The sequence below is a fragment of the Streptomyces sp. NPDC001222 genome (assembly GCF_042896945.1).
Classification (GTDB): Bacteria; Actinomycetota; Actinomycetes; order Streptomycetales; family Streptomycetaceae; genus Streptomyces; species Streptomyces gibsoniae.
Genome location: NZ_JBIAXT010000020.1, coordinates 134515 through 161428 on the forward strand (window position 1 = coordinate 134515; position 26914 = coordinate 161428).

Below are 26914 nucleotides of genomic sequence, written 5' to 3' on the forward strand. Positions count from 1 at the left end.
GCAGGTCCGAGTGATCAAACCGTAGGACGAGCCACTGACAATCGGCGCCGTCGGACGGCCGGATCCCGCTCCGACCGGTCCAGGGTCACGGTGCCGCCGGCTTCGTAGATGCCGCCTCCGTGGCCGGTGCCGCCCGTCGCGGTGTTGTGCACCACCGCGGAGCGGGTCACCGTCGGCGTTCCTCCGTTCCAAATGCCGCCGCCCGAGGGGGCGCTGTTGCCGTACACCGCGGAGTCGGCGACCGTGACCTGGCCCTGGGTGTTGACGATGCCGCCCCCGCCGGTCACTCTCGCGGTGTTGTAGTGCACCGCGGAGCGGGTCACCGTGGCCGTTTGGCCGGCCAGGTAGTTGAAGATGCCGCCGCCGTTCTCTCCGGAGTTGCCGAACACGTCGGAGTCACGCACGGTGAGCGAGCTGTTGTTGTCGATGCCGCCGCCGGCACCCAGGAACGGCGGCGCTGGCTGCGCGGCGCACCGACGAGTTGCACGAGAGCCATGAGTCCGCCTACGACGCCGAAGGGCGGGTGATCGCCGGTGAGGACCCGGCCGACAGTGGGCCACTCGTACGCTGAAGCACCAGGTATCCGGTGCCGCACCCTTGCCGGCCTGAGAGGATCACAAGGACCGGGCGGGAGTGGTGTCGAACGACCCCAGGGCGGTACAAGTGCCTGACGACACCGGCTCGGCGTGTCGGCCGACTGCTCGGTTCCGCCCCTGCTGTCAGTGGTTTCGGGTCATGTGGGCGAGGGCCTGGGCGGCACTGTCGGGCGCGAAGGCGCCGGCGATCCCCTCGGCCGCGCCTTCGGCTGCTTCCCTGGAGCGGGGCAGCAGAAGGTTCTCATAGGCGAGGACGGCGTCGTCGACGCCGGTGCCGCTGATCAGGGCGCGGGCGAGGTCGGCACCGTCGAGCATGGCGAGATTGGCGCCCATGCCGGAGAACGGCGACATGAGATGGGCGGCGTCGCCCAGCAGGGTGAGGCCGGGGGTGTGCTGCCAGGTGTGGGGGACGGGCAGGGCATACAGCGGCCGGTTGACGTATCCGGTGTCGGTGTCGGTGATGAAGCCGAGCAGGTCGCGGCTCCAGCCGGTGAACTCCTTGAGTAGCGCTGCGCGTACGGCGGCGGTGTCGGCCAGGTCGAGTCCGGATTTCTGGTGCCAGTTCTCGTCCGTGCGCATGCCGATGTAGACGCGGATGTGCTGGTGGCTGTTGCGCTGGACGATGAAGCCCTGGTTGTCGTCGACGGCCATCATGGTGCCGTCGCCGGTGAGGGAGGCGAGTTCGCAGTGGCGGGTGTCGGCATTGTCGAGACCGGCCTCGACGAAGGTGACGCCGGTGTAGACGGGCGTTGCGTCGGAGAGCAGGCGGCGGACTCTCGACCAGGCGCCGTCGGCTCCGATGACGAGGTCGGCCTCGGTGGTGGTGCCGTCGGCGAAGTGCAGCCGGTGGACACCGCCGCTGACGGGTTCGGCGCGGGTGAGCTTGTGGCTCCAGCGCACGGTGCCGGGTTCGAGGGAGTCCAGCAGGAGATCGCGGAGCTGGCCGCGGTCGATTTCCGGGTTGCCGTCTGCGGTGTCGGCCTCGGGTGGGACGGCGTCGAACAGCACGCGTGCGTCGCGGCCGACCAGGCGCATCTGTCGGCCCTCTGGGCGGGCCAGTGCCAGGAAGTCTTCCAGTAGTCCGGCTTCGCGCAGGGCGTCCTGGCCGGAGTCGGGGTGCATGTCGAGGGTGCCGCCCTGGCTGCGGGCGGTGCGGGAGGCGTCCTGGTCGTGGACGGTGACGGTGATGCCGTACTGCTGGAGGACGCGGGCGCAGGTCAGGCCGCCGGGGCCGGCACCGATGATCGCGATGCGGGACACGGTGGAGGTGCTCATGGTGGTGCTCCGTTCAAGGGGGTTCGGCAGGCAGGAGAAGGGGATCGCCGCGGCCCGGGCAGTGCCGGGCGGCCGGCCATTCCAGAAGAGCACACTCAATCCAAAAGTGCAACGAGACAACTTTTGGAGTTGTCCAACCAAAGAGGGTAGGGTTGAGGCATGAGCGAGACGACTGCGCAAAATGCGCCGATGGGGCGCCGCGAGCGCAAGAAGGCCGCCACCCGGCAGACCCTGGCCGATGCCGCGCTGCGCCTCTTCCTTGAACGCGGCTACGACCAGGTCGGCATCCGCGACATCGCCGATGCGGCAGACGTGTCCACCACCACCTTGTTCAAGCACTTCCCCGTGAAGGAGGCGCTCGTCTTCGACGAGGACGCCGACCAGGAAGCCCGGCTGCTGGCCGCCGTGCGCGAGAGGCCTCAGGGCCAGTCCGTCCTCGCGGCCCTGCGCGAACACGCACTGCGCCACCGGGTCGGCGCCGGGGACACCGACGCGGACTTCGCCGCCTTTACCGAACTCGTGGAGAGCACCCCGGCCTTGCGTGACTACGCCCAGCGCATGTGGCTGCGCCACGAAACCGCGCTCGCGCACGCCATCGCCGAGGAGACCGGAGCCCCCGTCGACGATCCGCACTGTGCGGCGCTGGCCCACTTCGTCCTGGAAGCGCCCCGCACCGCCCACGGACGCGCCGACAGCCATGAAAGGGTTGCCCGCGCCTTCGACCTCCTCGAACGAGGTTGGAACGACGTCAGTCCCGGAGCCTGAGGCACGGAATGGCCAAACGGCCCCGCGAAGTTCCTCGCTGAATCGAACAGAACAGCCTCCGCTCGACAGACCGTCACGGGCCAACCCGAAGCTCGACTTCCATTCCGACGGCCAGAATCGAAGGTGTGGGCGACACCGTGCCGTCCCGTGTGGACCAGGTTCCGCGCGCCGTCAACACCTCGCCGGCAGAACACCGCTGGGACCGCCTGCCCGGCGTGACGCCGCTCGGCGACGCCGCCCACCTGATGCCCCCCGTCGGGCGACGGAGCCAATCTCGCCATGTACGACGGCGCCGAACTCGGCAACGCCCTCGCGGCACACCCGGCCGACATCGAGGCCGCGCTCACCGCGTACGAGGAGGCTCGGTTCCCGCGCCATGCCGCCGCTGCCGTCGACGCTTCCCGCCTCCACAGGCCGTTCCTCGACGACCACGCCCCGCACAGCCTCGCCGGTCTTCACCGACCAAGGGCAGACCGGGTGAACCACACCCACTCCGGCACGGGCGTGTCAACCGGAAGCCGCATCCGTAGCCGCCCCCGCCACTCGGACCGGTTCGATCCGGCCGGGCACCCGCATCACACCGACGGCATCACCCCCGCTGCCCGGCGCCGGAATGTCGCAGCGACGGCCGGGCACGTCCCGCTTCAGCAGTCTCGGAGACGAGCGGGCCCGGGCCCTTCACCCAGTGGGTGCCCAACTGGGCGCTCAGGGTACCGGCGATCGAGCTCGTGCCCAGGTCGGCCGTCGCCGTCGCGGTGACCGTGAAGGTCGCTGCTGCCAGGGATCGCGGACCCGTCGCCGCCGCGGACGGTGTGCCGAGGTTCGACGTGCCGGCGGTCGGCACCTCGGAGGCACGCAGCCGCTGGACGATTCCCGGCCCAGAGCCCGCGAAAGCGTACCTTTTACGGCTGTCGAGGCGACCTACAGGACAAAAGCGTGTGATTTGGAGCGATGTCATCTCATGCCGGACCATGGGCCCCGGCCCGGCGATCCCGGGCACCTGTTCGAGAGAGGCGGCACCACCCTATGCACGACACCGGAACCGCCCCGAAGTCGGCTCCGGCCCCGCGAGAGACCCCCGCGGCTCCCTCCCGCGCCGAGGACCCCACCGGCGACACCGGCAGACATGCCCGGCGCTTCGGGCTGCCCGTCGCCACCGCCCTGGTCATGGGCAATATCATCGGCGGCGGGATCTTCCTGCTCCCGGCCTCCGTCGCCCCGTACGGCACGGTCAGCCTGATCGCCTTCGGCGTCCTGACCGTCGGCGCCATCGCCCTCGCCCTGGTCTTCGGGCGGCTCGCCGAGCGCGACCCGCGCACCGGCGGGCCCTACGTCTACGCCCGCGAGGCCTTCGGTGACTTCGCCGGCTTCCTCGCCGCCTGGGCGTACTGGATCACCACCTGGGTGTCGAACGCGGCGCTCGCCGTCGCCGCCGTCGGCTACCTCGACGTGCTGATCCCGGTCAACCACCACCGCTGGAGCGCGTGTCTGGCCGCGCTCGCCCTGCAGTGGCTGCCCGCGCTCGCCAACTTCGCGGGCACTCGCTACGTCGGCGCGGTCCAACTGGTCTCCACCGTACTGAAGTTCGTGCCACTGCTGCTGGTCGCGGTCGGCGGGCTGTTCTTCTTCGACCCGCACAACCTCGGTCCGTTCCAGGCGAGCGGTGGCAGCGCGGTCGGAGCGGTGTCCGCCGCCGCCGCGGTCCTGCTCTTCTCCTATCTCGGTGTGGAGTCCGCCGCCGTCAGCGCGGGCGAGGTCAAGAACGCCCGGCGCAATGTCGGGCGCGCCACCGTCATCGGCACCACGGGCGCGGCACTGGTCTATCTGCTGGGCACGCTGTCCGTGTTCGGCACCGTCGCGCACGACCGCCTGGTCCACTCCACCGCGCCCTTCTCGGACGCCGTGAACGCGATGTTCGGCGGCTCGTGGGGCGGCTGGGCCGTCGCGCTCGCCGCGCTCGTGTCGATGACCGGCTGCCTCAACGGCTGGACCCTGCTGAGCGCCCAGACGCCGTACGCCGCCGCGCAGGACGGGCTGTTCCCCGCCGCCTTCGCGCGCCGGCGGCGAGGTGTGCCCACGGTCGGCGTCGCCGTCACCGTCGTACTGGCCTCCCTGCTCACCATCTCCACCTACACCTCGGGCGGGGGCAAGGTCTTCGAGACCCTGGTCCTCGTCACCACCTTCACCGCGACCGTGCCGTATCTGCTGGCCACCGCCGCACAGCTCTTCCATCTCGTCTCCGGCCGGCACGAGCAGGTCGACCGGGCGCGGCTGGTGCGGGACGCCGTGGTCGCGGCGATCGCGGCCGCCTTCACCCTGTGGCTCGTCGCGGGCGCCGGATACGCGGCGGTGTACCAGGGGGTTCTGTTCCTTTTCGCGGGGATCATCGTCTACGCGGTCATGGCGGCCCGCCGGCCGAAGTCGGCCTGATCGGCGACGACCGCCTGATCAGGCCGGAGCGGGCCGGGCCGCACTCCACCGTCCCGGTCGGCACCGTTCACCGCGTTCGCTGTTACGCGATGTCGTGAACGGTGCCGTCGGCGACGGCTTGGAGCTTGTCCGGGTTGGCCACATTGTGAATCGCGGTGATACGGCCGTCGGCGTCGAAATCGAAGGTGACGGTGGCGATCACATGATCGGGTCCGCTGAACACGATGCCCGGTCCCCCGTTGATCTGAACGAGTTCGGCGTTCATGTCGGCGGGCTCGACGCCCTGGTAGGTGACGGTGCCGATGGCCGCGAACCAGGCGGCCACCGCGGACGCGCCCACCACCGGGCGCAAGGCCTGGCGCACCTTGCCGCCGCCGTCGGTCCACAGGGTGACGTCCGGGGACAGCAGCTCCATCAGGGCGTTGACGTCGCCACCGGTCGCGGCGGCGAAGAACCGCTCGGTGACCTCGCGCTGCCGCGACCGGTCGGCGGTGAAGCGCGGCCGCCGGGCCCGCACATGTTCACGGGCGCGGTGCACGGCCTGCCGCACCGCGGCTTCGGAACGCCCCACCGCCTCCGCGATCTCCCCATGGCTGAAGTCGAAGACCTCCTTCAGCACGAACACCGCGCGTTCGAGCGGGCTCAGTGTCTCCAGCACCACCAGCATCGCCATCGACACCGACTCCGTCACGGTGGCGACCTCGGCGACATCCCCGCCGGTGAGGATGGGCTCCGGCAGCCAGGGCCCCACATAGGTCTCGCGCTGATGCCGGGCCGAACGCAGCCGTTCCAGCGCCAGGTTCGACACGATCCGCGTCAGATAGGCCTCGGGTTCGGCCACCTGCGAGCGGTCGGCGGCCGACCACTTGAGCCAGGCGTCCTGGACCGCGTCCTCGGCGTCCGCCGCGCTGCCGAGGATGCGGTAGGCCACCGAGAACAGCAGATTGCGATGGCGGGTGAACACCTGCCGGTCGACGTTCGGGGACGGGCCGGTCACTGAGCCTCCGGGATCCGGGTGAAGCGTCCGCCGCGAGGCCAGAACGCGCCTGAGGAAGGCATCTTCTTCATACGGACCCATGCAGGCCAAGGGGAAGCCGTCACCGTCTCCTTGTAGCGCGCGGCCATACGGCCGGTCAGGCAGAACCGTCGAGGGGTGTCGTCGGGCCGGGTGAACTGCACGACCGCATCGTGCCGGCCCAGGCTCACCGGCGTGTGGTAGTAACCGAAGCGGAACGGCCTGGGCCGCTTGCCTTCCAGCGCACGGAGGATCGCGAGCGCGGCATGCACTCCGCTGGGCATACCGCTCTGGCAGGTGCCGTGCATGACGCCGTAGCGCTGGCGGATCGCGGCCGCGTCGCCCACGGCGTACACCTCGGGGTGCGACACCGACCGCAGCGTGACGTCGGTGACGATGCGGCCGCGCTCGTCGACGGCCAGCCCGGCGGCGGCCGCGAGCGGCGACACCCGCGTACCGCTCGTCCAGAGGACCGCGTCGACTGCCACGTGCTCGCCGTCGGCCAGCTCGACCCCGTCGGGCAGCACCTTGACCGCCTCGACCCCGGCGCGCACTTCCACCCCGAGGCGCTGGAGCGCCGACCGCAGATACGCCCCGGCCTTCGGGTTCATGGACGCACCGGGATCCTGCCGGCCGAGCAGCACGACGTTCAGCTCGGGGTGCTGCTCGGCGATCTCAGCGGCGGCCTCGACGCCGGTCAGTCCGCTGCCGCCGACCACGACCGTGCCGCTGCCGAGCCGGGCCAGCCGGTCGGCCAGCACCTTCGCGTCCCCGGTCGAGTTCAGGGTGTGCGCATGCTCCTCGGCGCCCGGCAGGGCCGCGGTGTCGGCCACGCCGCCCAACCCGTACACCAGGGTGTCGTAGGGCAGTTCGCGCTCGTCGTCGATCCGTACGGTCTTCGCCTCCGCGTCCACCGCCGTCACCCAGCCGCGTACGAACTGCGCCCCGGTGCCCTCCAGCAGTTCCGGGATGTTCAGCTCGGCGAGCTGCTGCCCCGTCGCCGCCATGTGGAGCCGAAGCCGTTCGGTGAACCGCTCCTGTGCATCGACCAGGGTCACCCGCACGTCCTCACGCCCCGTGACCCGGGCCGCTAGCTGGACGGCCGCGGACAGGCCCGCGTATCCCGCGCCCAGGATCACCACATGGTGCGTGGTCGCGGCGCCGGTCGGGTGTCGTGTGTTCATTCCTCCGCCTTCCTCCAACCGCTGCTGACGGCCAGGAGATGGGAGCTGCCCGTCCATCTGTGACATGAGGGCGATGTGACGCGCGCCACTGTCGACACAGACTCACGATGGGGCCGGATATGCGCGGATGGCTGAGAACATCCCTCTGTACGCCCGGAGTCATCCGGCGTGCCGTGGGGCCCGCAGGTCTCGTATGCGCCAATAGCGCGCGGCCGCACCGCCGTTGCATCCGCGACCGCCCGCCCGCCGGACCGCCCCGCCGCACCGCTCGCGCCTGCGTGTACACGACGAGTGGGGCGCCGTCACACCTTCGCCACAGGGTCTTCACATGAGGCGCACTTCCGGCCGACGGGCCCCACGGGCTCCGCCGGAGGGGCAGACGGTGCGCTCGCCGCGTCCCTAGCCTCCCGGGCCATGCGATCACCTCTGAAGAGACGCCTGGGTCTCGCCGCCGCCCTTGCCTTCGTCCTCGCCGTCTTCGGCCTCGCCCCCAGCGCGAGCGCGGACCCCGCACCGGCGGCGCTGACGTTCGCCCCGGACAGCAGCACCACCACCCCCGGGGGCACGGTGAACCTGTCGATGACGATCACCAACAACAAGACCTACGACATCTGGTTCGTCTACCAGACGATCGACCCGACCTGGCTGACCACCCAGCGCCCCGACCTGAAGTACAGCTTCACCGGCTGCAACCTGACCACGGCGGCCGGCAGCACCCCCTGTTCCGGCACCGGTCCGGCCAACCTCGGCGGCAACTACGGCGCCACCATCCCGCCCGGCCAGAGCCGCACTGTCACGCTGACGCTCAAGGTCGCCGCCGACTCCGGCTGCAACGGCAACATCGGCTTCTACTCCTACTACTACGCCGAGTTCAGCGACAGCTCCAAAACCAACGACGGCCCGGTCTACACGCCCGAGACGCGGGTGCTCTGCTCCTGACGGCCGTCCGCTTCCGTGGTGGGCTGACCTGAATTCGGCCTGCGACCGGGCACCCACCGCGGTCTGGACCTCTGGCACTCCGGCCGGCGGACCCCTGAGTCCGCCGGCGCGCTGCTCGGGTCCCGGACCAGCGCACGCGACCCTCGACACAACCTCCCGGCCCGGGCGGCCCCGGTACAGCTGAACGCTCAATTCCGTTGCTGACGTGTCCAGTTGACCACCTTCGCTTTTCCGTCATGTTTCGCCGCACGACCACGAAAGCTACACAGAGCCATCACCATGTACGCGACGAGAGCGTCGATGACCGGCTTCTGAGGGGGCGCCGGCGTCACGCCAGGGGGTGCGTCCGCTCCATGGGAGCTGTACTCACCCCTGCCCGGGGAGGGGACTTCACCGCATGAAGCGGACCATACGCACCAGTGCGCTGACGGTGGGCGCACTCATCGCCGCACTGGGCCTGCCGGCCGGCGCGGCCCAGGCCGACATCGCGGCACCCCGTATCGACCTGCGGGTTCTGCTGGTGAGCGACGGCGGACCGGCCACCGAGGCCATCGCGGCCGAACTGGACGCCGCGGGCACGCCGTACACCCAGATCGACCTCGACCGCTCCGACCGGCCGGCCATCGACGCGGGTTTCCTCTCCGACACCGTGGACGGGCGGCCCCGGGCCAAGTTCCAGGCCGTGGTCCTGCCCAACGACAACCCGTTCGCGGCGGGGTCCGCCGAGATGACGGCGCTCGCGGCCTACGAGCAGACGTACACGATCCCGCAGGTCGACGCCTACACCTATGCGCGCCCCGAGGCCGGCCTGCAGTATCCGGTCCACGGCGGCTACTCCGGGAGCCTCGACGGCGTCCAGGCGGAGGTGACCGGCGCCGGCAAGGCAGGGCCCTTCGGCTATCTCGACGGTGCGGTGCCCTTCGAGGACAACTCACGTGCCGTGACCGAGAGTTACGCCTATCTGTCGACCCCCTCGGCCGGTGCGGACTTCACCCCGTACGTCGACGCACCCATCCCGGGCACGTCGAAGCGGGGGTCGCTGGTGGGCGAGTACCGGCACGACGGACGGCGCGAGCTCGTCGTCACCTTCGTCTACAACCAGTACCAGCAGCAGTTCCGGCTGCTGGCCCGCGGCATCGTGGAGTGGATGACCGGCGGAGTGCACCTCGGGGCCTCCCGCAACTACTTCGCCGTGCACGTCGACGACGTCTTCGCCGCCGACGACCGCTGGGACACCCAGCTCAACTGCACACCGGGAGACGTCGACTGCACCAATGGCGGCGGCACGCCGAACCCGATCCGGATGACCTCCGCGGACGTCGACCACGCCACCGCCTGGCAGAACAGTCACCACTTCACCCTCGACATGGTCTTCAACGGCTCCGGCAGCGTGGACCAGCGCGAGGACCACAACGGCGTGGACCAGCTCGCCGACAGGCTGATCGCCGACCGCGACCAGTTCCGCTGGGTCAACCACACCTACACCCACGCCTTCCTCGGCTGCGAGCAGGACACCACCGTGGTGCCCTGGAGATGCACCACCGACGCCGACGGCAGCACCAAGTGGGTCAGCCGCACCACCATCTCCGACGAGATCGCGAACAACCGGTCCTGGGCACGCGCCGCCGGACTGCCGCTGGAGGAAAGCGAGTTGGTCACCGGTGAGCACTCGGGGACGAAGGTGCTGCCGCAGCAGCCCGACGACAACCCCCATCTCGCCCCCGCACTCGCCGACAACCACGTCACCTGGCTCGCCTCGGACAACTCGCGTGAGTCCGGGCAGCGTTCCGTCGGCGCGGCCCTGACGGTCCCCCGCTACCCGATGAACATCTTCTACAACGCGGGCCACAAGGCCGAGCAGGTCGACGAGTACAACTGGCTGTACACCAGTCGCGCCCAGGGCGGAAGCGGCGTCTGCGAGGACCACCCGGACACCACCACCTGTCTGCCGGCGCCCCTGGACGCCGCCACCGGCTACAGCGGCTACATCGTCCCGCTGGAGACCCGGATCGCCCTCGGCCATGTGCTGTCCAACGACCCCAAGCCGCACTTCATCCACCAGTCCAACCTCGCCGAGGACCGCATCGCCTACCCGGTCCTGAGCGGTGTCCTCGACGGGTACGACGCCCTGTTCGCGGACAACACCCCCGTGGTGAACCTCCGGATGAAGGACATCGGCACCGAGCTGCAGCGGCGCGGCGCCTGGCAGGCCGCTCTCCGGGCCGGCCAGGTCACCGCCTACCGCGTGGGTGACACCGTGACCATCCAGGCGCCGAGCGGCGTGGCGGCCACCGCGACCCTGCCCACCGGCACCCAACTGGCCGGCACCGCCTTCGGCTCGGCGTACGCGGGCGAGGCGTCCGGCTGGGCGCCCTCGTCCGGCACCCCGCTCACCCTCACGCTGCCGACCTCCGCCGCGGCTCCGGCCACCCATGCCACCCGACCCGCCCCGGCCACCGGCCCCGCCCCCGACACCCGCGTCCCCGCGGGGGTCGAGCGACAGGTCCCCTTCACAGCGAACCGCTGAACGGCGCACCGAAGGAAGGTCCCGGCCGCCCACCGGCGGCCGGGACCGGCACGACCACCCCACACCTCGGCCGTGGAGCACATCGATGCACGTTCACCACGGCGCGCGACGCCCCGGCGCGACGCGCGTCACCCTGCTCACCGAAGGCACCTACCCACACAGTCACGGCGGCGTCAGCGTCTGGTGCGACCAGCTCGTCCAGGGCATGCCCGACCTCGACTTCGACGTCGTCGCCGTCACCGGCACCGGACGGGAGCCCGTCGTGTGGGACCTGCCCGCCCAGGTCGCCGGCGTCCGGTCCGTCCCGATGTGGGGCGCCCCGCCCGAGGGCCGGGCACCGCGGGGCCGCGCTCGCAACCGGCTCGTCGCCGCCTATGAGCGGTTCCTGACCGCGCTGCTCGATCCCTGCGTCGAGGACGGGTTCGCCCCGGCCCTGTACGACCTGGCGCGGGCCGCGGCGGACGGGGCGCTCAGCCCGTTCCTGCGCGGCGACCGGGCGATCGCGATCCTGAGCGGGGTGTGGAACCGTCCGGGTCTGGCCGTACGCGAGGCCCGCCCGACCCTGCACGACGCGCTGACCGCCACCGCCCTGCTGGAGCACGCCCTGCGTCCCCTGGCCGCGCCGCCGCCGAAGGACGGGGTGGTGCACGCGGTCAGCGGTGGCGTGGCCGTCCTTCCGGGGCTGGCCGGGCTGGAACGGTACGGCGTTCCGCTGCTGTTGACCGAGCACGGGGTCTATCTGCGGGAACGTTACCTCGGCTACCGCACCGCTCCCTACCGCTGGCCCGTGAAGGCCGTCGTCCTCGGCTTCTTCCGGCTGCTGGCGGAGGAGAGCTACCGCCGGGCGGCCCTGATCACGCCGGGCAACCGTTACAACCGGCTGTGGGAGGAACAGGGCGGCGCCGCCCCCGAGTCCATCCGCACCGTGTACAACGGCGTGGACCCGGCCGCGTTCCCGCCGGCCGGGCCCGAACCGGGGGTACCCACCCTGAGCTGGGCGGGCCGCATCGACCCGATCAAGGACCTGGAGACCCTGATCCGCGCGTTCTCCGAGGTCCGGGAGCGCATACCCGAGGCCCGGCTCCGGCTGTTCGGCGGAACGCCCCGTGGCGGGGAGGCCTACCGGGAGCGGTGCGAGGCGCTGGCGGCCGGACTCGGGCACGCGGACGCCGTCACCTTCGAGGGCCGGGTCGACGACATCAAGGACGCCTACGCGGCCGGCAACGTCGTGATGCTCTCCAGCATCAGCGAGGGCTTCCCGTTCACCCTGATCGAGGCCATGTCGTGCGGCCGGGCGACCGTCTCCACCGATGTCGGCGGAGTGCGGGAGGCCGTCGGCGACACCGGGCTCGTGGTGCCGCCGCGCGATCCGGCAGCCATGGCCGCGGCGGCGCTGGAGCTTCTGGGCGCGCCCGGGCGCCGCCGGGCGATGGGCGAGGCGGCGCGGCTGCGGGTTGTCGAGCGGTTCACCCTGCGGCAGACCATCGACACCTTCCGCGCCATCTACCTGGAGCTGGCGACCCTCCTCCGCACCTCGCCGGCGTACGCGTCTACGGCTACGGCCCCGTCCCCAGCTTCGTCCGAGCCCGCGATGGTGCCCACGTCCACGCTTCCGGGCGCGGCGGCCGACACGGGCGCCCCGGCCTCGGTGGCCGCCGACGCGAGGAGCCTGGCCGGATGAGCGGGCCGATGGCACTGGAGCCGGGCGGGACGGAACAGGACACGCTGGCCCTGCGGTTGGCCGGAACCAGGAGGCGTGCGCCACGTTCCCGCCCGGCCGACGACGGCACACTCACGCCGCGGCTGCCGGGGCGCGGCCCCGACGAGGAGGCCGTCAGCCGGCTGGCCGCCGAACTGGCCGACCGCATCGGTCCCGCGGTCCATCCCTACGAGGTCGCCGCGCTGCTGGAGGCGGAGGGCCTGTCCGCGGACGTGATCAGAGAGCGGTACGGACACCCGAACCTGTTCTCGCTCGCCGCCGCGCTCTACGAGCGGGTGCCACGGGTCTTTCCCGAGCCCGGTCCGGCCCCCGACCCCTGGCGTCCTAACACTCTGCGCTGCCTGCTGCGGGGCGCGCTGTTCGCGCTGCCGGGACTGGCCTATCTGCTCACCGCACCCCTGTGGCACCCCGGACGGTATGCCGCCGTGCTCGTCGTGGCGGGACTGGCGTCCTGGGCCTGGGGGCAGGCACTGGGCCACCGCGCGCATCTGCGGATGGCGGCCGGGCGCCGGGAGGCCGGGCGGACGCTGCTGATCGGCGCGCCGCTGGGGGCGGCGCTCGCCACGGCACTCGCCGCCCTGCCCGCCGGGGGCGGCCCGGTCACGCTGGCGGCGGCCGCGCAGTCGCTGTACCTGGCGGCGGCGGGCGTCCTGCTGGTGCTGGGCCGCGAACGGCTGCTGCTGGCCGCGCTGTCGCCGCTGGCCGCCGGTGCCGCCGTACTCCCGTGGTGGGAGCCGGGCGCGCCGCTGCGCGTAGGCCTGCCGATGCTGGCGCTGGCCGGGACGCTGGCCGCCGCAGGACTGGCCTTGGCCCAGGTCCTCACCACCCCGCCCGCGGTCGGCGCCGGCCGACCGCGGCTGCCGGCGTCGCTGCCGTACGGCCTGTTCGGACTGGCCGCCGGCACGCTGGTGCTGCTGGAGGGGCGGCGGGAGCCGTACGCGGTGATCGTGCTGACCCTGAGCATGGGACCGGCGGAATGGCTGCTGTACCGCTATCGAGGGCTGTCGGTCTCCGCGCTGCGCGCGGCCGCGACGCCCGCCGGTTTCCTGCTGCGCTCTGCGGGCGTCCTCACCCTGTGTCTCCTCGCCTACGTGCTGCCGTTGCTGCCCGCCGCCCTGCTGACCGGGTCCGAGCCGACCGCGCTGCTGCTGCTCGCGGCCACCCTGTGGACCGCGCTGCTGCTCCAGGCGTTCGGGGTGGCGTGGCCGTCGGCGGTGATCTGCCTCGCGGCCGCGGCCGCCGTCGGAGCGGTCACGCTGCTGCGTCTGCCACCGGGCCCGGCGATCCTGCCGCTCGGCTGCGGCACCGCCGCACTGTGTCTGGCGGCGTGCGCGCTGCGTCTGCTCGGACGGCCCGCCCCGCACGCCTGATGAACCGGCCTGTGCGCGCCGCCGTACGGCAGCACCCGCCATGCCGCCCCCCGGGTGCACCAAGCCCACCCAACCCATCGGAAGGACACACGAGTTGACCTCCGCACCGCTCGCCGCCGTCACCGGAGCCGAGGGCTTCATCGGCTCCCACCTCACCGAGGCGCTGGTCGCCTCGGGGCACCGGGTCAGGGCCATGGTCCTGTACAACTCCTTCTCCTCCTACGGCTGGCTGGAGACCCTCGCCCCGGACGTCCTCGACCAGGTGGAGATCGTCCTGGGCGACGTCCGCGACCCCGGCTCGGTCCGCGGCCTGCTCGAAGGCGCCGATGTCGCCTACCACCTGGCCGCGCTCATCGCGATCCCGTACTCCTACCGGGCGCCGCACAGTTATGTGGACACCAATGTCACCGGCACACTGAACGTGCTGGAGGCGGTGCGCGCGCTCGGCACGCCCCGGCTGGTGCACACCTCCACGAGCGAGACGTACGGCACCGCGCGGACCGTGCCCATCACCGAGGACCACCCCATCAACACCCAGTCCCCGTACGCCGCTTCGAAGGCGGGCGGGGACCGGCTGGCGGACAGCTACCACGCCAGCTTCGACACACCGGTGGTGACGCTCAGACCGTTCAACACCTTCGGACCGCGTCAGTCGATGCGCGCGGTGATCCCCACCGTCATCGGCCAGGTGGCGGCCGGGAATCACACGATCACCCTCGGGGATCTGCGTCCCACGCGGGACTTCACCTTCGTCAAGGACACCGCGCAGGCGTTCCTCGCGGTGGGCGGCGCACCGGCCGAGCGGGTCGTGGGCCGTACCTTCAACGCCGGTACCGGCGGGGAGATCTCGGTGGGCGATCTCGTCGCGCTGATCGGCAAGGTGATGGACACCCCGCTGGACGTACGGGAGGACGGGGAGCGTATCCGGCCCGCGAACTCGGAGGTGATGCGGCTGGTCGCGGACGCCTCCCGGCTCGCCGCGGCGACGGGCTGGCGGCCCGCCCGCACGCTGGAGGAAGGCCTCGCGCACACCGTGGAGTTCTTCCGCGACCCGGCCAACCTCGCCCGCTACAAGACCGGCATCTACAACATCTGACCCCCGACCGGCACGTCATCCCCCGGCATCCACGAAGGAGGAGCCCCATGCACGCCGTGATCCTGGCGGGAGGCAAGGGCGTCCGGCTGCGCCCCTACACCACCGCGCTGCCCAAGCCGCTCGTCCCCATCGGTGACCAGCACGCCATCCTGGAGATCGTGCTGCGTCAGCTCGCCACGGCCGGTTTCACCCACTGCACCCTCGCCATCGGCCATCTCGGTGAGATCATCCGCGCCTACGTCGGTGACGGCTCCCAGTGGGGCATGACCGTCGACTACGCCACCGAGGAGAGCCCGCTCGGCACCATGGGCCCGCTGCTCAATCTGCGTGACCGGCTGCCCGAGACCTTCCTGGTGATGAACGGCGACGTCCTGACCGACCTGGACTACGCCGACGTACTGCGCACACACCGGGACTCCGGCGCACCGCTGACCATCGCCACCTACGCCCGCAAGGTGCACATCGACTTCGGAGTGCTCACCACGGAGTCCAGCAAGGTCGTCGCCTTCACCGAGAAGCCCAGCATGGACTACCGCGTCTCGATGGGGGTCTACGGGGTGTCCCGGGAGACGCTCGGGGGCTACACCCCCGGGCTGCCGCTGGGCTTCGACGAACTGGTTCTCGACCTGCTGACGGCTCAGCGGCCACCGCACGCCTACGAGTTCGACGGCTACTGGCTGGACATCGGCCGCCCGGACGACTACGACCGGGCCAACGCCGAGTTCACCACCCGCAAGTCGCTTCTGCTCAAGGGAGCCTGAGCACCGCATGCGCATTCTCGTCCTGGGCGGAACCGGGTTTCTGGGCGGTCACCTCGTCGAACGGCTGCGCGCCCGGCCGGGTGCGCTGGTCCTCGGCGGTGGCCGTTCGCCCGGCGCCGACTTCACCGTCGATCTCGCCTGCGACCGGCCCGACGCGCTGGCGAGGACCCTGGCGTCGGCGGCGCCCGACGCGGTGGTCAACTGTGCGGGCGCCACCGGCGGCGACGCCGTGACCCTCGCCGAGGTCAACGCCCGTGGCCCCGCGGTGCTGTGTGCCGCGCTGCGGGAGGCGGCGCCCGCGGCGCGGCTGGTCCATCTGGGCTCGGCCGCCGAGTACGGACCGGGCGTCCGGGACACCCGGGTGACGGAGTCGTCGGCCACTGGGCCGGTGGGCCCGTACGGCGCGACCAAGCTCGCGGGCACGGTCGCCGTGACCGCCTCGGGCCTGGACGCGGTGGTGCTGCGGGTGGGCAACCCGGTGGGGCCCGGTGCGCCGGCCACCGGGCTTCCCGGCCGGATGGCCGCGCTGCTGCGCGCGGCCGGCGCGGACCCGGAGGCCGTGCTGCGGCTCGGTGATCTGTCCGCGTACCGCGACTTCGTGGACGTGCGCGATGTCGCCCGGGCGGCGGAGCTGGCGCTGGCCGCGCCGGGCCCGCTGCCCCCGGTCCTCAACATCGGCGCAGGCCATGCCGTCGCGGTTCGGGAACTTGTGCGGGGACTGGCCCGCACGGCGGGTTTCCGGGGGCGGATCGAGGAGAACGCGGGTGGTTCGGCCCGCTCGGCCGAGGTGTCCTGGCAGTGTTCGGACATCACCGCCGCGAACGAGGCCCTCGGCTGGCGGCCGTCCCGCACGCTGGACGATGCGCTCGCCGCGCTGTGGTCGGCCACGGCCGAGGGCTCGTGCCCCCACCCGGAAGGCGAGCGCGTTCTGTGACCCTGCTGGTTCCGCTGTATGTCCACCCCGCCGAGGATCCGGGCGCCTGGCACCGTCTCATCACAGCCGCGGCCCGCACCTACGCCATCGTGCTGAACCCCGCGAACGGACCGGGCACGGCGCCGGACCGGGCGTTCACCTCGGTGGCCGAGGCGCTGCGGGCGGCCGGGGCCCGGCTGCTCGGCTATGTGGACACCGACTACGGCCGTCGCGACCGTGCCGAGATCGCCGAGGACCTGCGCCGGCACCAGCGGTGGTACGCGGCCGACGGCTGCTTCCTGGACCGGGTGACCGCGACACCGGGCGGGCTGCCGGCGTGCCGTCGGCTGGTCCGTGCCGTGCGGAGACTCGGCGCGACAACGGTCGTACTCAATCCGGGAGTTCACCCGGCACCCGGATACGCCCGCCTCGCCGACCTCACCGTCACCTTCGAGGGCCACTGGTCGACGTATGTGTCGGCTTTCAGCAGACCGAGGTGGACGACGCGGCAACCACCCGAGCGGTTCTGCCATCTTGTGTACGGGGTGCCTGAGGCCCTGGTGCCGCTCGCCGTGCGCACCGCGCACGAGCGCGGCGCGGCGGTCTGCGGCCCCGTGACCGGCGAACCCCCCAACCCCTGGGGGGAGTTGACCCCAGCGCTGAACGGAACGGAGCGATGAAGAGCACGATGTGGGCCCGCGTCACCCTGGCGGCCGCGGTGGCGGCCTCCGTACTGACCGGCTGCTCCGCCACGGACGGCCCGCGCGACGGCGACCGGCCGGACGCGGCGCACGGGACACCGTCCGCCGGGGGGACTGCCACCGCACCGGCGAGACCGTCCCGTCCGGCGAAGGCCCGCTGGCGGCCCCGCCCCGGCCTGGCCTGGCAGTGGCAGCTCGACGGAAAGGTCGATCCCTCGGCCGACGTGCCCGTCTACGACATCGACGGCTTCGAGAACTCCGCGGCGGACGTGGCCCGTCTGCACCGGGCCGGGCGCAAGGTGATCTGCTATGTCAACGTGGGCGCCTGGGAGGACTTCCGTCCCGACAAGGGCGTCTTCCCGCGCTCGCTGCTCGGGAAGTCCAACGGCTGGTCGGGCGAGCGCTGGCTGGACATCCGCCGCCGCTCGGTGCTGCGCCCGATCATGGCGCGGCGCTTCGACATGTGCCGCACCAAGGGCTTCGACGCGGTGGAGCCGGATCTGGTGGAGGGCTACGGCAACACGACCGGCTTCCCGCTCACCGCGCGTGACCAGCTCGCCTACAACCGTGTGATCGCGGATCTCGCCCACGACCGCGGACTGTCGGTCGGACTCAAGAACGACCTCCCGCAGATACCGCACCTCGTGCGCGATTTCGACTTCGCCGTCAACGAGGAGTGCGCCCAGTACGGCGAGTGCGCCGAACTCACTCCGTTCATCAAGGCCGGCAAGGCGGTCTTCCACGTCGAATACGCCGAGCCGACCGAGAAGTTCTGCGCCGAGTCCCGACGACTGAATCTGTCGTCGATGCAGAAGAAACCCGAGCTGGGAGTGTGGCGCAAGCCCTGCTGACCCGGACACGCCCGTGCGGCGCCACACCGACCGATGTGACGTGCGCAACCACACCGGAATGAAATCGACTGAATGGGCAACGTTCCCTCTCATGCCCCGAACCCAGAACCCCAGCAGGTGAGACGATGACGACGGCGACCAGCGCCACCCGGACGCCGCCCGCCACCGCCACCGCGGCCACCCCCAGAACACCCCCGCGCTCTTCGGCGCCCCCACTGCCGTCCCTCACCGGACTGCGCTGGATCGCCGCGCTGCTGGTCTTCGGACTGCACGTGCGCAACTTCGGCTACTTCGGCGGCACCGGCGGCCGCGTCATGACGTGGGGATTCGGAGCCGGAGCGACCGGAGTGTCGTTCTTCTTCATCCTGTCCGGATTCGTCCTGATGTGGTCCGCGCGCCCCGGCGACCGAGCGCTCACCTTCTGGCGGCGCCGCTTCGCCCGTATCTATCCGGTCCATCTCGTCACCGCGGCGATCGCGCTGGTCCTGGCCTACACGCTGGACCACCGGGCGAGACCGGAACCACTGCAGGGACTGGCGAACGTTCTGCTGGTGCACTCCTGGTGGCGACCGTGGTGGCAGACCCTGGACCCGGTCAGCTGGTCCCTGGCCTGCGAAGCGTTCTTCTACGCCACCTTCCCGCTGCTGGCGCTGCTGCTGCGGCGTCTCGGCGCCCGGGGAACGACGGCGCTGGCCGGGGTCTCGGTGCTGACGGTCCTGGTCCTGAGCCGGGTGGACGCCCACCAGTGGCTGAGCCAGCCGGTCAATTCACTGCCCGTCGCCCGTCTGCCGGAGTTCGTCCTCGGCGCCGCCGTGGCACGCCTGGTGATCCTGGACCGGTGGCGTGGCCCCGGCCTGGAGGCCTCGCTCGCCGTGGCGATCATCGGCTACTTCTTCGTCCCCCAGGTCACCGCCGGGTACCCGGCCACCCCGTGCACCCTCATCGGCTTCGCCCTGCTCATCCCGGCCGCGGCCGTCGCGGACCTGCGGGATCAGCCCTCGCTGTGGCGGCATCGGCGGCTGGTGCGCCTGGGCGAACTCTCGTTCGCCTTCTACATGGTCCATCTGCTGGTGCTTCGGGCCGGCGTCCACCTGCTGGGCGACTCCCCTCGCTTCGGGCTGCCGACGGCGCTCGCCGTCACTGCCGGCGCGTTCGCCCTGTCGCTCGGACTGTCCTGGGTTCTGTACGAGGCGGTGGAACGTCCCGGACGACGGCTGCTGCTCCGCAAGCGCCGCTCCGCCACACGACGGCCGGTCACCCAGCCGGGACCAGGAGGATCCCGCGTCCTGGACGCCTCGGCCGTCGGCGCCGGGCCGGGACACGGTACGGACCATGCCGACGACGGGGCCGGCCATCGCCCGTCGGTGCCGAGTCCCGACAGCCGGCACGACCGCCGCGACGGACGGGAGAACCGCCGGATCGAGTGACCTGTCAGGTCCGCCGCTGCTCCTGGGCGGGGCTGCGCACGGCGAGGAGCGCGGCGCCGAAGTCGGCCGCCGTGCGCGGGTCGGACAGGGGCCGGCCGGTGAGTTCCTCGACGCGGCGCAGCCGGTAGCGGACGGTGTTGGGGTGGACGAACAACGCCTCGGCAGCGTCGGCGACGGAGCCGGCCGCGGCGAACCAGTGCTCCAGTGTGGCCAGGAGGCGGGCGCGCTCCGAGGCCGGGAGGTCGAGGAGGGGCCCGAGCGCCACTTTCACCAGGTGGGACGCCTCCGCCGGGGCGGCGGCCACGACCATCGCCAGGGGTCTGTCGTCGAAGCGCGCGACCCCTGGGCCGCTGCCGGGCAGGCTGGCGAGGGCCAGCCGGGCGAAACGCAGGGCCTGGGGCGTCTCGCGCAGGGAGTGGAAGCCGGGGCTGACTCCCACACGGGCGTGGGCCCGGCGCAGGATGCGCAGGCCGGTGGTCTCCGCCGTCTGCGTGGTCAGGGCGACCAGCCCGATCTGCTGGTTCGGCAACAGCCGCCACGCGGACGGCAGATGGGCCTGGCGGAGCGCGGATTCGATGCCGACCAGCGGCTCGGTGCCGGGTGCCGCGGATTCGGCGGCGACGACCGTGTACGGCCCGTGTTCGGGCAGGCCCAGTTCGCGGGCGGCCTCCCAGAGCGTGGTGCGGTCGGCGATGACGCCGGTGAACAGCGCTTCCACCAGTGCGGATCGCCGGGCCTGGCGTTGCAGGGTGAGGTCGGCGGTGGTCTCACGATGGGCCTCCGCCACCGCCTCGGCGTAGCGGCCGAACAGCGACCAGATCTTGGCGGAGTGGGCCACCAGTTGGGCGTCCGAGACGTCCGGGTGGCGGTAGGCCTCGTCGAGGATCTCCGACCACAGAAACTCGAAGCCGATCCGGTAGGCGTGCAGGGCGTCGGCCAGCGGCACGCCCTGTTCCGCGCGGATACGGCCGGTCTCCCGGGCCGGGAGGGGGTCCGGGGTGGCGGCGTCGCACAGATGTCTGAGGACCAGGTCGGCGTTGGCCGTGCACGAGTGCCGCAGCGAGTCGAAGGGGATGAGCGCCTCGTCCTGGTAGGCGACGACATCCGCGCGGATGCGCTCCGCGATGCGCTCACCGAGTTCCGGCAGCCGCGCATGGAGTGCCCCTGCTACGCCCGTGAAGTCCATCGACGCAGTATAACGATGTGCTTTTGTTCCCGGGAACAAAGCCGGGGAGGCGACTCTGTCGTCCGCCCCATGGATCGTCGCAGTCGGCCACTCCACGATGTCGTCCAGGTGAACAGCGGAGTTCAGCGGCAACCATGTGTGGAGGCGGGATCATGCCCAATCTGGCGGAGTTCCTGACACGGACGGCACAGCGGCAGCCGGAACGTCCCGCGCTGCGTCTGGACACGCAGGTCACCACGTACGCCGAGCTGGACGAGCGCAGTGCGCGGGTCGCGGCACTGCTGCGCGCCGAGGGTGTGCATCCGGGTGACCGGGTGGCCCTGATGCTGCCGAACGTCCCCGAGTTCGTCGTGCTCTACTACGGCATCCTGCGCGCCGGCGCGATCGTCGTACCGATGAACCCGCTGCTCAAGGCGCGGGAGATCGGATACCAGCTCGGGGACTCGGGTGCGGCGCTGCTGTTCGAGTGGTACCGGGCGCCGGGCGAAGGGGCGCAGGGAGCGGCCGCCGCGGGGACACGGCACATCGTCGTCGAACCCTCCTCCCTCGCCGGGCTGCTGTCCGGGCACGAGCCGCTCGCGGCGGTGGCGGAGACGGCCGGCGACGACGTGGCCGTGCTGCTGTACACCTCCGGCACCACGGGACGGCCCAAGGGCGCCGCGCTCACCCATGCCGGACTGCGGCACAACACCGAGGTCAACACCGAACATGTGCAGCGGATGACGGCGCAGGACGTGGTGGTCGGTTGTCTGCCGCTGTTCCACATCTTCGGCCAGATCTGCGCCATGAGTGTGGCCGTCCACAGTGGCGCCTCGCTCACCCTGATCCCGCGTTTCGACCCGGCGACCGTTCTCGAGGCCGTCGTCCGGGACGGGGCCACGGTCTTCGACGGGGTCCCGACGATGTACGCGGCGCTGCTCCAGCATCCGGCGGAGGTGGATGTACCGACGCTGCGGATGTGCCTGTCCGGGGGTGCCTCGCTGCCCGTGGAGGTCCTGCACGGTTTCGAGCGACGGTTCGGCTGCACGGTGCTGGAGGGCTTCGGCATGTCCGAGACCAGCCCGGTGGTCACCTTCAACCACCTCGACCGGCCCCGCAAGGCCGGGTCCATCGGTACCCCGATCCAGGACGTGGAGGTCCGGCTGCTCGACGAGGAGGGGCGGGACGTGGGCCCCGGCGAGGTCGGTGAGCTGGCCGTGCGGGGACCCAATGTGATGAAGGAGTACTGGAACCTGCCCGAGGCGACCGCGGCCGCCATCCCCGACGGCTGGCTGCGCTCCGGCGACCTCGCCCGCCAGGACGAGGACGGCTTCCTCTATATCGTCGACCGCAAGAAGGACATGATCATCCGCGGCGGGTACAACGTCTATCCGCGCGAGATCGAGGAGGTGCTGCACGAGCACCCGGCCGTCGCGCTCGCGGCCGTGGTGGGCGTGCGGCACGAGCGGCTCGGCGAGGAGGTCGCGGCCGCGGTCGTGCTGCGCGAGGGCGCCCAAGCCGGCGCCGAGGAACTTCAGCAGTTCGTCAAGGACCGTGTCGCTGCGTACAAGTACCCGCGCATGGTGTGGCTCGTGGACGCCCTGCCGACCGGCCCCACCGGCAAGATCCTCAAGCGGGAGATCAGCGTGCCGACGGGGTGACCGAGGACAGGCGTCGCCCGCCCGGACCGAAACTGGTCGTCTCCCCGTTGTCGCGCGGTGGACCCGCGCCCTTGCGGCCCCTCCCCCCGGCACCGCGATCCCCCGCCGTCAGGTGTCAGTTGCATGTATCTCGCCATACGAGCGGGTAACAGCAGATAAGACGTGCAACTGATAACGATCTTGGCGTATGTCTTGTGTGACACCAGGTCCGCCCTAGCCTCCGTGCATGGCATTCCTCTCAAGCCGCCGCAGAAGACCCCGCCTTGCCCCGGAACTCGACGACCAGGCCCTGGGCAGGCTTCTGAAGTCCCTTGTGGCGACCACCAGAACAGGCACCATCGCCACGACAGACCTGTGTGTGGCACAGATATCGCGCCTCATGGACGAGAACCCGGGCGACTGGGACCGCCATACGCACCGCATGACCGTCCTGGCGGACTGTCTTCGCGCATCACACCTGTCGCAGAGCTGGGCGAAGCGGGAGCCGCACAACGCGAGCGCACTGGTTCTCCACGCGGGGACGCTGCTGGCCCGAGGCCGCGCCCAGGGAGGCCTGGACGACACGGCCGAGGTCACCAGGAGCTGCCTCCAGGCTGCCGAGCTGGCGCCGGAAGACCCCACCCCCTGGGTGGTCCTGCTCGGCGCGGCACGGCTGGAACGCTGGGATCAGTCGCAGGTGTTCGGCCTGTGGAACGAGGTTCTGGCCCGCGATCGCTGGAATCGCGAGGCCTATCTGAACATGCTGGGTTATCTCACTCCGGAGGAAGGGGGCTCGCGGGTCCAGGTGCTCGAGTTCGTCGACGCCCTCTGCGCCCGCATGCCCGCGAACGCGCCGTGCGCGGCGATCGAACTCACCGCCCAGGTGCTGCAGTACCAGTCCGTTCTCGCACGAGGCGGCGTCGAAGCCCTGGTGGCGGGCAATCACTGGGGCCAGCGGGAAGCGACTCAGGCCCTCGACCGCGCGGTCCGCACCTGGGCCAGGCCGGAGTTCTTCCATCACGCCACCGCCCTGGCCGACCTGAATCTCCTCGCCTACGCGCTGATGGCAGCCGACCGGCGGCGCGAGGCCCATCCGGTCTTCGAGGCGCTCGGCGGCACGGTCACCGTATGGCCCTGGCGCACCGGTGGCGACCCGCTGGCGGAGTTCGAGCAGGCACGGAGGAGAGCCGCCGCCGGCCTGTGAGCCCATCGACACGGGGCCTACGCCGATGCCGGCCCGGGCAGGTCACGGTGTCGGCTTCGAGACTCCGGTGGGCGCCCTCAGGACGTCGGCCCTGCCGGTGGGGCGCCGGTGGTCGCGGCCTGGTACAGCGTCCGGGCGGCGGCACCGAAGTAGGCGCTGTAGGAGACCTGGGGCGTGTTGCCGCCGGTGTGGTATCCGCCGATCACGCCGATCACGGCCCATCCGCTCAGCCATGGCACCAGCATCGGCCCGCCGCTGGTTCCGCCCACGAAGCCGTCGCAGGCGATGCGCGGGAAGACGCCCGGGTCGGCCGGGTCGTCGCTGGCCCACTTGGTGGTCCGGCTCCAGCACTCCAACGGTTTCTCCGTCGCCGCCGGGTACCCGACCATCCGCACCGGGGCGTGGTCGTACCCCGTCCCGGTGAGCAACCGCAGCCCACCGACCGCGTCCTGGACCAGCCTCCCGTCCTCGTTCGGCTCGGTGACCGCGAAGGCGAAGTCGTACTCGGCCCCCGCGTCCGGGCCCAGGTCGTAGTACTGCTGCGAGACATAGACGCCGTTGTTCATGACGGGGAAGACACCGAAGGGCTTGAGCCCGTCGTGGTACTGCGGCACGAAGGCGAGATTGCGCTGGGGGGAAGTGCCGGCATAGTCCTTCAGGCAGTGACCGGCGCTGAGCACGAGGACGCGGCCGGGGCTGCGCACCACGGAGCCGCTGCAGGTGCGGCCGGCGCCGGTGGTGTCGGTCCAGAAGAAGGTGCCCACCTCGGGCATGCCGTCGAAGGCCTCGCTCGGCGGGATGTACTCACCCGGCTGAGGCCCGTCCCCCGCGGGGGATCCGGCGGGGGCATTGGGGGCGGACTCCGCGCCCTGGTCGGCGTCGCTGGACAAGGCGGCGGCCATCCGGGCCGGGGTCCAGTAGGCGTTGAGCTGGACGGCGAGCTGACGCGACCGGCCAGGAGCCCCGTTGGCTGCTGCTCCCTGGACGAACGAGGCAGAGAGCAGCAGGGCCGCCAGCGTGGCGGCACAGCGGACGATCCTGGTTCTACGCACCATGAGTGCCCTCCGGCCGAACGCAGATGTCGGCTCACTTTAGAGCCCCGCGCCGCAGCGCGCCCTACCCCAGTCCCGGCAGACGCGGGAGTTCGCCGACCCTCATCAGCCGGGCCAGGACGAGGTAGGCCAGGCCCAGCGTGAGCGTGCCCGCTGCCAGGGTGACGGCGGTGGGCCAGGCTCCCGGCCCCAGGGCCGAGGCGCAGCCGCGTGCGGTGACCCAGGACAGGCCGGCGCTCAGGCCCGCGGCGCACAGCAGCTTGGCGTAGGTGCGGCGCACCTCCCCGTCGTCGAGACGGCCGCCGGCCCGCTTGCGCAGCAGCCGCGCGGTGAGGGCGAGGGCGGCCGCATAGGAGAGGGTGTAGGCCCCGGCCATCCCGGTCACCGCCCAGCGCGCGGGCAGCAGCACATGGCAGGCGGTGGCCAGGACGATGTTGACCGCCGCGGTCCACAGGGCCATGAAGAACGGGGTGCGGGTGTCCTCGAACGCGTAGAAGCCACGCAGCAGGAGGTACTGGGCGGAGAAGGGGATCAGTCCAAGGCCGAAGGCCTGCAGCATGTGCCCGAGCGGCTGGGCCTTGGCGGGGTCGGTCGCGCCATGGGCGAACAGCAGCGTCGAGATCTGCGGGCCGAGCGCGAGGAAGAAGAAGGCGGCAGGCACGACGACGACTCCGCTGACGCGCAACGCGCGCGAGAGATCGGCCCGGAGGTCGGGGATGCGGCCCTCGGCGACGGCCTTGCTCATGCGGGGCAGCAGCGCGGTCACGACGGAGACGGTGACGATGGACTGCGGCAGCATCCAGATGGTCTGCGCGTAGGTGTACGCGGAGTAGCCCACACCGGCGTTCGGCAGCTCCTGGTCGGCGCTGTTCGCGTAGTTGGTGACCACCGTCAGGGCGACCTGGTTGACCAGAACGAACAACAGCGTCCATTTCGCGGCGTGGACGCTGGAACCGAGGCCCGTGCCACGCCAGTCGAACCGTGGCCGGAAGCGGAATCCCGCGGCCCGCGCAAATGGGATCAGCGCGAGGGCCTGGACGGCGACGCCGGCCGTCGTGCCGACGCCCAGCAGCCGGACCTGGGTGGTGGTGATGTCCTCCACCCGGTCAGGGACGGTCATCAGGCTCAGGTAGGCGCCGAACATGCCTGTCAGGACGACGTTGTTCAGGACCGGTGTCCACATCATCCCCCCGAACTTCTCGCGGGCGTTGAGGACTTGGCCGTAGATACTGAACACGCCGTAGAAGAAGATCTGCGGCAGCAGGAAGCGGGCGAAGACCACCGTCAGTTCGAACGCCTGATGTGTGGCGGGGGTGTCCCGCATATAGATGCCGACGATCTGCGGTGCCGCCCACACCGCCAGTGCCGTCCCGACGCCCAGCACGGACACCACCAAGGTCACAAGCCGCTGCTCGTACGCCTGCCCGCCGTCGGCGTCCGTGGCCCGGGCCCGTACCAGTTGAGGCACCAGCACGGCATTGAGCGCACCGCCGATCAGGAGGGTGTACAGGCTGGTCGGTACGGTGTTCGCCGTGTTGTAGGTGCTGGCGAGCAGGCCGGTGCCCAAGGCGGTGGCCTGTAACACCGTCCGGATGAGCCCCGTGGCCCTGGACACGACGGTGCCGAGGGCCATCAGCAGGGATGACCGGCCCACACCTCCCGCCGCCGCCTTCTTCCGCCGAGCGGCATGCCGCCCCGGTGCCGACTGCTCGGACGACGCGGTCTCTGCCATGTTCTTCGCCCCCTCCACCAGGGCCCAACCTACGCCATCGTGATCTCCAGGCACCATCGCCTCGTGCATCAACTCCCAAGCCACTGCGATAAATTGGGCTTCACCTCCACCCCTTTCCGCGTTTCGCGGAATTCTTGACACCGGCGGCGGGACGGGATGCGTCACGGCTTACGCCATTCCCTCCCGTTCGGCTTCGGCGCAGACACACGCAACGACGTCGGGTGGCCCGCGGGCAGCCTGAAACCGCGTCACCGAACGTGTGTCCACGACATGTCCCTGACGCTTTACGCGCTTGTATGGCCGCATACGTCGGTCTGGCGGATCGGGCGTGCGGCCGACCGGGTTACTTTTCGGCTTGGAGGCACTCGGAGGGAGTAAGGGCGCCGCTCCCTTTCCGTGTCCTTCAGGGGCGCGGGCGGGGGTGGGGTTGAGGGTAATCACGTTGCTGCTGCGATTCCGCTGTGCCGGCGTGGTGCCGGCCTTCGCGGCGGCGGCGAAAGGACGACCTCATGCGAGTGACCCGGACCATGTTCGCCTCCGCGGCAGTTGCC

Annotated in this window: 21 protein-coding genes and 1 pseudogene; 15 read left to right on the plus strand and 7 right to left on the minus strand. The window is 71.4% G+C overall.

What is annotated here, in order from left to right; translation table 11 throughout:
* Positions 1 to 14: 14 nt before the first annotated feature.
* Positions 15 to 404, minus strand: a complete 390-nt coding sequence (locus tag ACFY2Z_RS25460; protein ID WP_390746411.1) for a hypothetical protein — start codon at positions 402 to 404, stop codon at positions 15 to 17.
* Between the two features lie 315 nt (positions 405 to 719).
* Positions 720 to 1871 carry an FAD-dependent oxidoreductase gene (locus ACFY2Z_RS25465; RefSeq protein WP_390746412.1) on the minus strand — a complete coding sequence of 384 codons (1152 nt, stop codon included), beginning with the start codon at positions 1869 to 1871 and terminating at the stop codon, positions 720 to 722.
* A gap of 159 nt (positions 1872 to 2030) precedes the next feature.
* Between ACFY2Z_RS25465 and ACFY2Z_RS25470 the strand changes: the two genes are divergently transcribed.
* The 3 genes and pseudogenes from ACFY2Z_RS25470 (at position 2031) to ACFY2Z_RS25480 (ending at position 5066) form a co-directional block, all read left to right on the plus strand.
* Positions 2031 to 2636, plus strand: coding sequence for a TetR/AcrR family transcriptional regulator (locus ACFY2Z_RS25470; protein ID WP_390746413.1), 606 nt, complete (start codon positions 2031 to 2033; stop codon positions 2634 to 2636).
* Between the two features lie 173 nt (positions 2637 to 2809).
* Positions 2810 to 3083, plus strand: a pseudogene (locus ACFY2Z_RS25475) (FAD-dependent oxidoreductase); the annotation flags it as partial.
* Positions 3084 to 3662: 579 nt separating this feature from the next.
* The gene (locus tag ACFY2Z_RS25480; protein ID WP_390746414.1) at positions 3663 to 5066 is read left to right on the plus strand and encodes an amino acid permease; all 1404 of its coding nucleotides are present in this window, start codon (positions 3663 to 3665) and stop codon (positions 5064 to 5066) included.
* Between the two features lie 82 nt (positions 5067 to 5148).
* On the opposite strand, the gene ACFY2Z_RS25485 is transcribed toward ACFY2Z_RS25480, so the two are convergent.
* Both ACFY2Z_RS25485 and ACFY2Z_RS25490 read right to left on the minus strand, forming a co-directional pair.
* Positions 5149 to 6030 (minus strand): RNA polymerase sigma-70 factor, encoded by an 882-nt coding sequence (locus ACFY2Z_RS25485; RefSeq protein WP_390746436.1) that lies wholly within the window; start codon positions 6028 to 6030, stop codon positions 5149 to 5151.
* A 29-nt stretch (positions 6031 to 6059) separates the two neighbouring features.
* Positions 6060 to 7265 carry an NAD(P)/FAD-dependent oxidoreductase gene (locus tag ACFY2Z_RS25490; protein ID WP_390746415.1) on the minus strand — a complete coding sequence of 402 codons (1206 nt, stop codon included), beginning with the start codon at positions 7263 to 7265 and terminating at the stop codon, positions 6060 to 6062.
* A 414-nt stretch (positions 7266 to 7679) separates the two neighbouring features.
* On the opposite strand from ACFY2Z_RS25490, the gene ACFY2Z_RS25495 reads away from it, so the two are divergent.
* From ACFY2Z_RS25495 to ACFY2Z_RS25540, 10 genes are all read left to right on the plus strand, one after another.
* Positions 7680 to 8204, plus strand: a complete 525-nt coding sequence (locus ACFY2Z_RS25495; RefSeq protein ID WP_390746416.1) for a hypothetical protein — start codon at positions 7680 to 7682, stop codon at positions 8202 to 8204.
* A gap of 397 nt (positions 8205 to 8601) precedes the next feature.
* Positions 8602 to 10731, plus strand: coding sequence for a hypothetical protein (locus ACFY2Z_RS25500; protein WP_390746417.1), 2130 nt, complete (start codon positions 8602 to 8604; stop codon positions 10729 to 10731).
* Positions 10732 to 10816: 85 nt separating this feature from the next.
* Complete coding sequence (gene pelF, locus ACFY2Z_RS25505; protein WP_390746418.1) at positions 10817 to 12412, plus strand: GT4 family glycosyltransferase PelF; 1596 nt, start codon at positions 10817 to 10819, stop codon at positions 12410 to 12412.
* Entirely contained in the window at positions 12409 to 13821 is a 1413-nt protein-coding gene (locus ACFY2Z_RS25510; protein ID WP_390746419.1) for a hypothetical protein, read from the plus strand. Before pelF ends, ACFY2Z_RS25510 begins: the two co-directional genes overlap by 4 nt.
* A 94-nt stretch (positions 13822 to 13915) precedes the next feature.
* Positions 13916 to 14917, plus strand: a complete 1002-nt coding sequence (locus ACFY2Z_RS25515) for a GDP-mannose 4,6-dehydratase (RefSeq protein WP_390746420.1) — start codon at positions 13916 to 13918, stop codon at positions 14915 to 14917.
* A 47-nt stretch (positions 14918 to 14964) separates the two neighbouring features.
* On the plus strand, positions 14965 to 15678 hold the full coding sequence (locus tag ACFY2Z_RS25520; RefSeq protein WP_390746421.1) for an NDP-sugar synthase: 714 nt from the start codon (positions 14965 to 14967) through the stop codon (positions 15676 to 15678).
* 7 nt (positions 15679 to 15685) lie between these two features.
* A complete protein-coding gene (locus ACFY2Z_RS25525) occupies positions 15686 to 16612 on the plus strand; it encodes an NAD-dependent epimerase/dehydratase family protein (RefSeq protein ID WP_390746422.1) in 927 nt (308 codons plus the stop codon).
* Positions 16609 to 17271: a spherulation-specific family 4 protein gene (locus ACFY2Z_RS25530; RefSeq protein ID WP_390746423.1), complete on the plus strand. Its 663-nt coding sequence runs from the start codon at positions 16609 to 16611 to the stop codon at positions 17269 to 17271. Before ACFY2Z_RS25525 ends, ACFY2Z_RS25530 begins: the two co-directional genes overlap by 4 nt.
* Entirely contained in the window at positions 17268 to 18143 is an 876-nt protein-coding gene (locus ACFY2Z_RS25535) for an endo alpha-1,4 polygalactosaminidase (RefSeq protein WP_390746424.1), read from the plus strand. Before ACFY2Z_RS25530 ends, ACFY2Z_RS25535 begins: the two co-directional genes overlap by 4 nt.
* 125 nt (positions 18144 to 18268) lie before the next feature.
* On the plus strand, positions 18269 to 19570 hold the full coding sequence (locus ACFY2Z_RS25540; RefSeq protein WP_390746425.1) for an acyltransferase family protein: 1302 nt from the start codon (positions 18269 to 18271) through the stop codon (positions 19568 to 19570).
* A gap of 4 nt (positions 19571 to 19574) precedes the next feature.
* On the opposite strand, the gene ACFY2Z_RS25545 is transcribed toward ACFY2Z_RS25540, so the two are convergent.
* Positions 19575 to 20756 carry a PucR family transcriptional regulator gene (locus ACFY2Z_RS25545; protein WP_390746426.1) on the minus strand — a complete coding sequence of 394 codons (1182 nt, stop codon included), beginning with the start codon at positions 20754 to 20756 and terminating at the stop codon, positions 19575 to 19577.
* A gap of 152 nt (positions 20757 to 20908) precedes the next feature.
* Between ACFY2Z_RS25545 and ACFY2Z_RS25550 the strand changes: the two genes are divergently transcribed.
* Positions 20909 to 22396, plus strand: coding sequence for a long-chain fatty acid--CoA ligase (locus ACFY2Z_RS25550; RefSeq protein ID WP_390746427.1), 1488 nt, complete (start codon positions 20909 to 20911; stop codon positions 22394 to 22396).
* 226 nt (positions 22397 to 22622) lie between these two features.
* Positions 22623 to 23579: a hypothetical protein gene (locus ACFY2Z_RS25555; RefSeq protein ID WP_390746428.1), complete on the plus strand. Its 957-nt coding sequence runs from the start codon at positions 22623 to 22625 to the stop codon at positions 23577 to 23579.
* Between the two features lie 77 nt (positions 23580 to 23656).
* Here the strand turns inward: ACFY2Z_RS25555 and ACFY2Z_RS25560 are convergent, their stop codons facing one another.
* Both ACFY2Z_RS25560 and murJ read right to left on the minus strand, forming a co-directional pair.
* Positions 23657 to 24634: a trypsin-like serine peptidase gene (locus ACFY2Z_RS25560; RefSeq protein WP_390746429.1), complete on the minus strand. Its 978-nt coding sequence runs from the start codon at positions 24632 to 24634 to the stop codon at positions 23657 to 23659.
* Between the two features lie 61 nt (positions 24635 to 24695).
* A complete protein-coding gene (murJ, locus tag ACFY2Z_RS25565) occupies positions 24696 to 26363 on the minus strand; it encodes a murein biosynthesis integral membrane protein MurJ (RefSeq protein WP_390746430.1) in 1668 nt (555 codons plus the stop codon).
* Positions 26364 to 26914 lie beyond the last annotated feature (551 nt).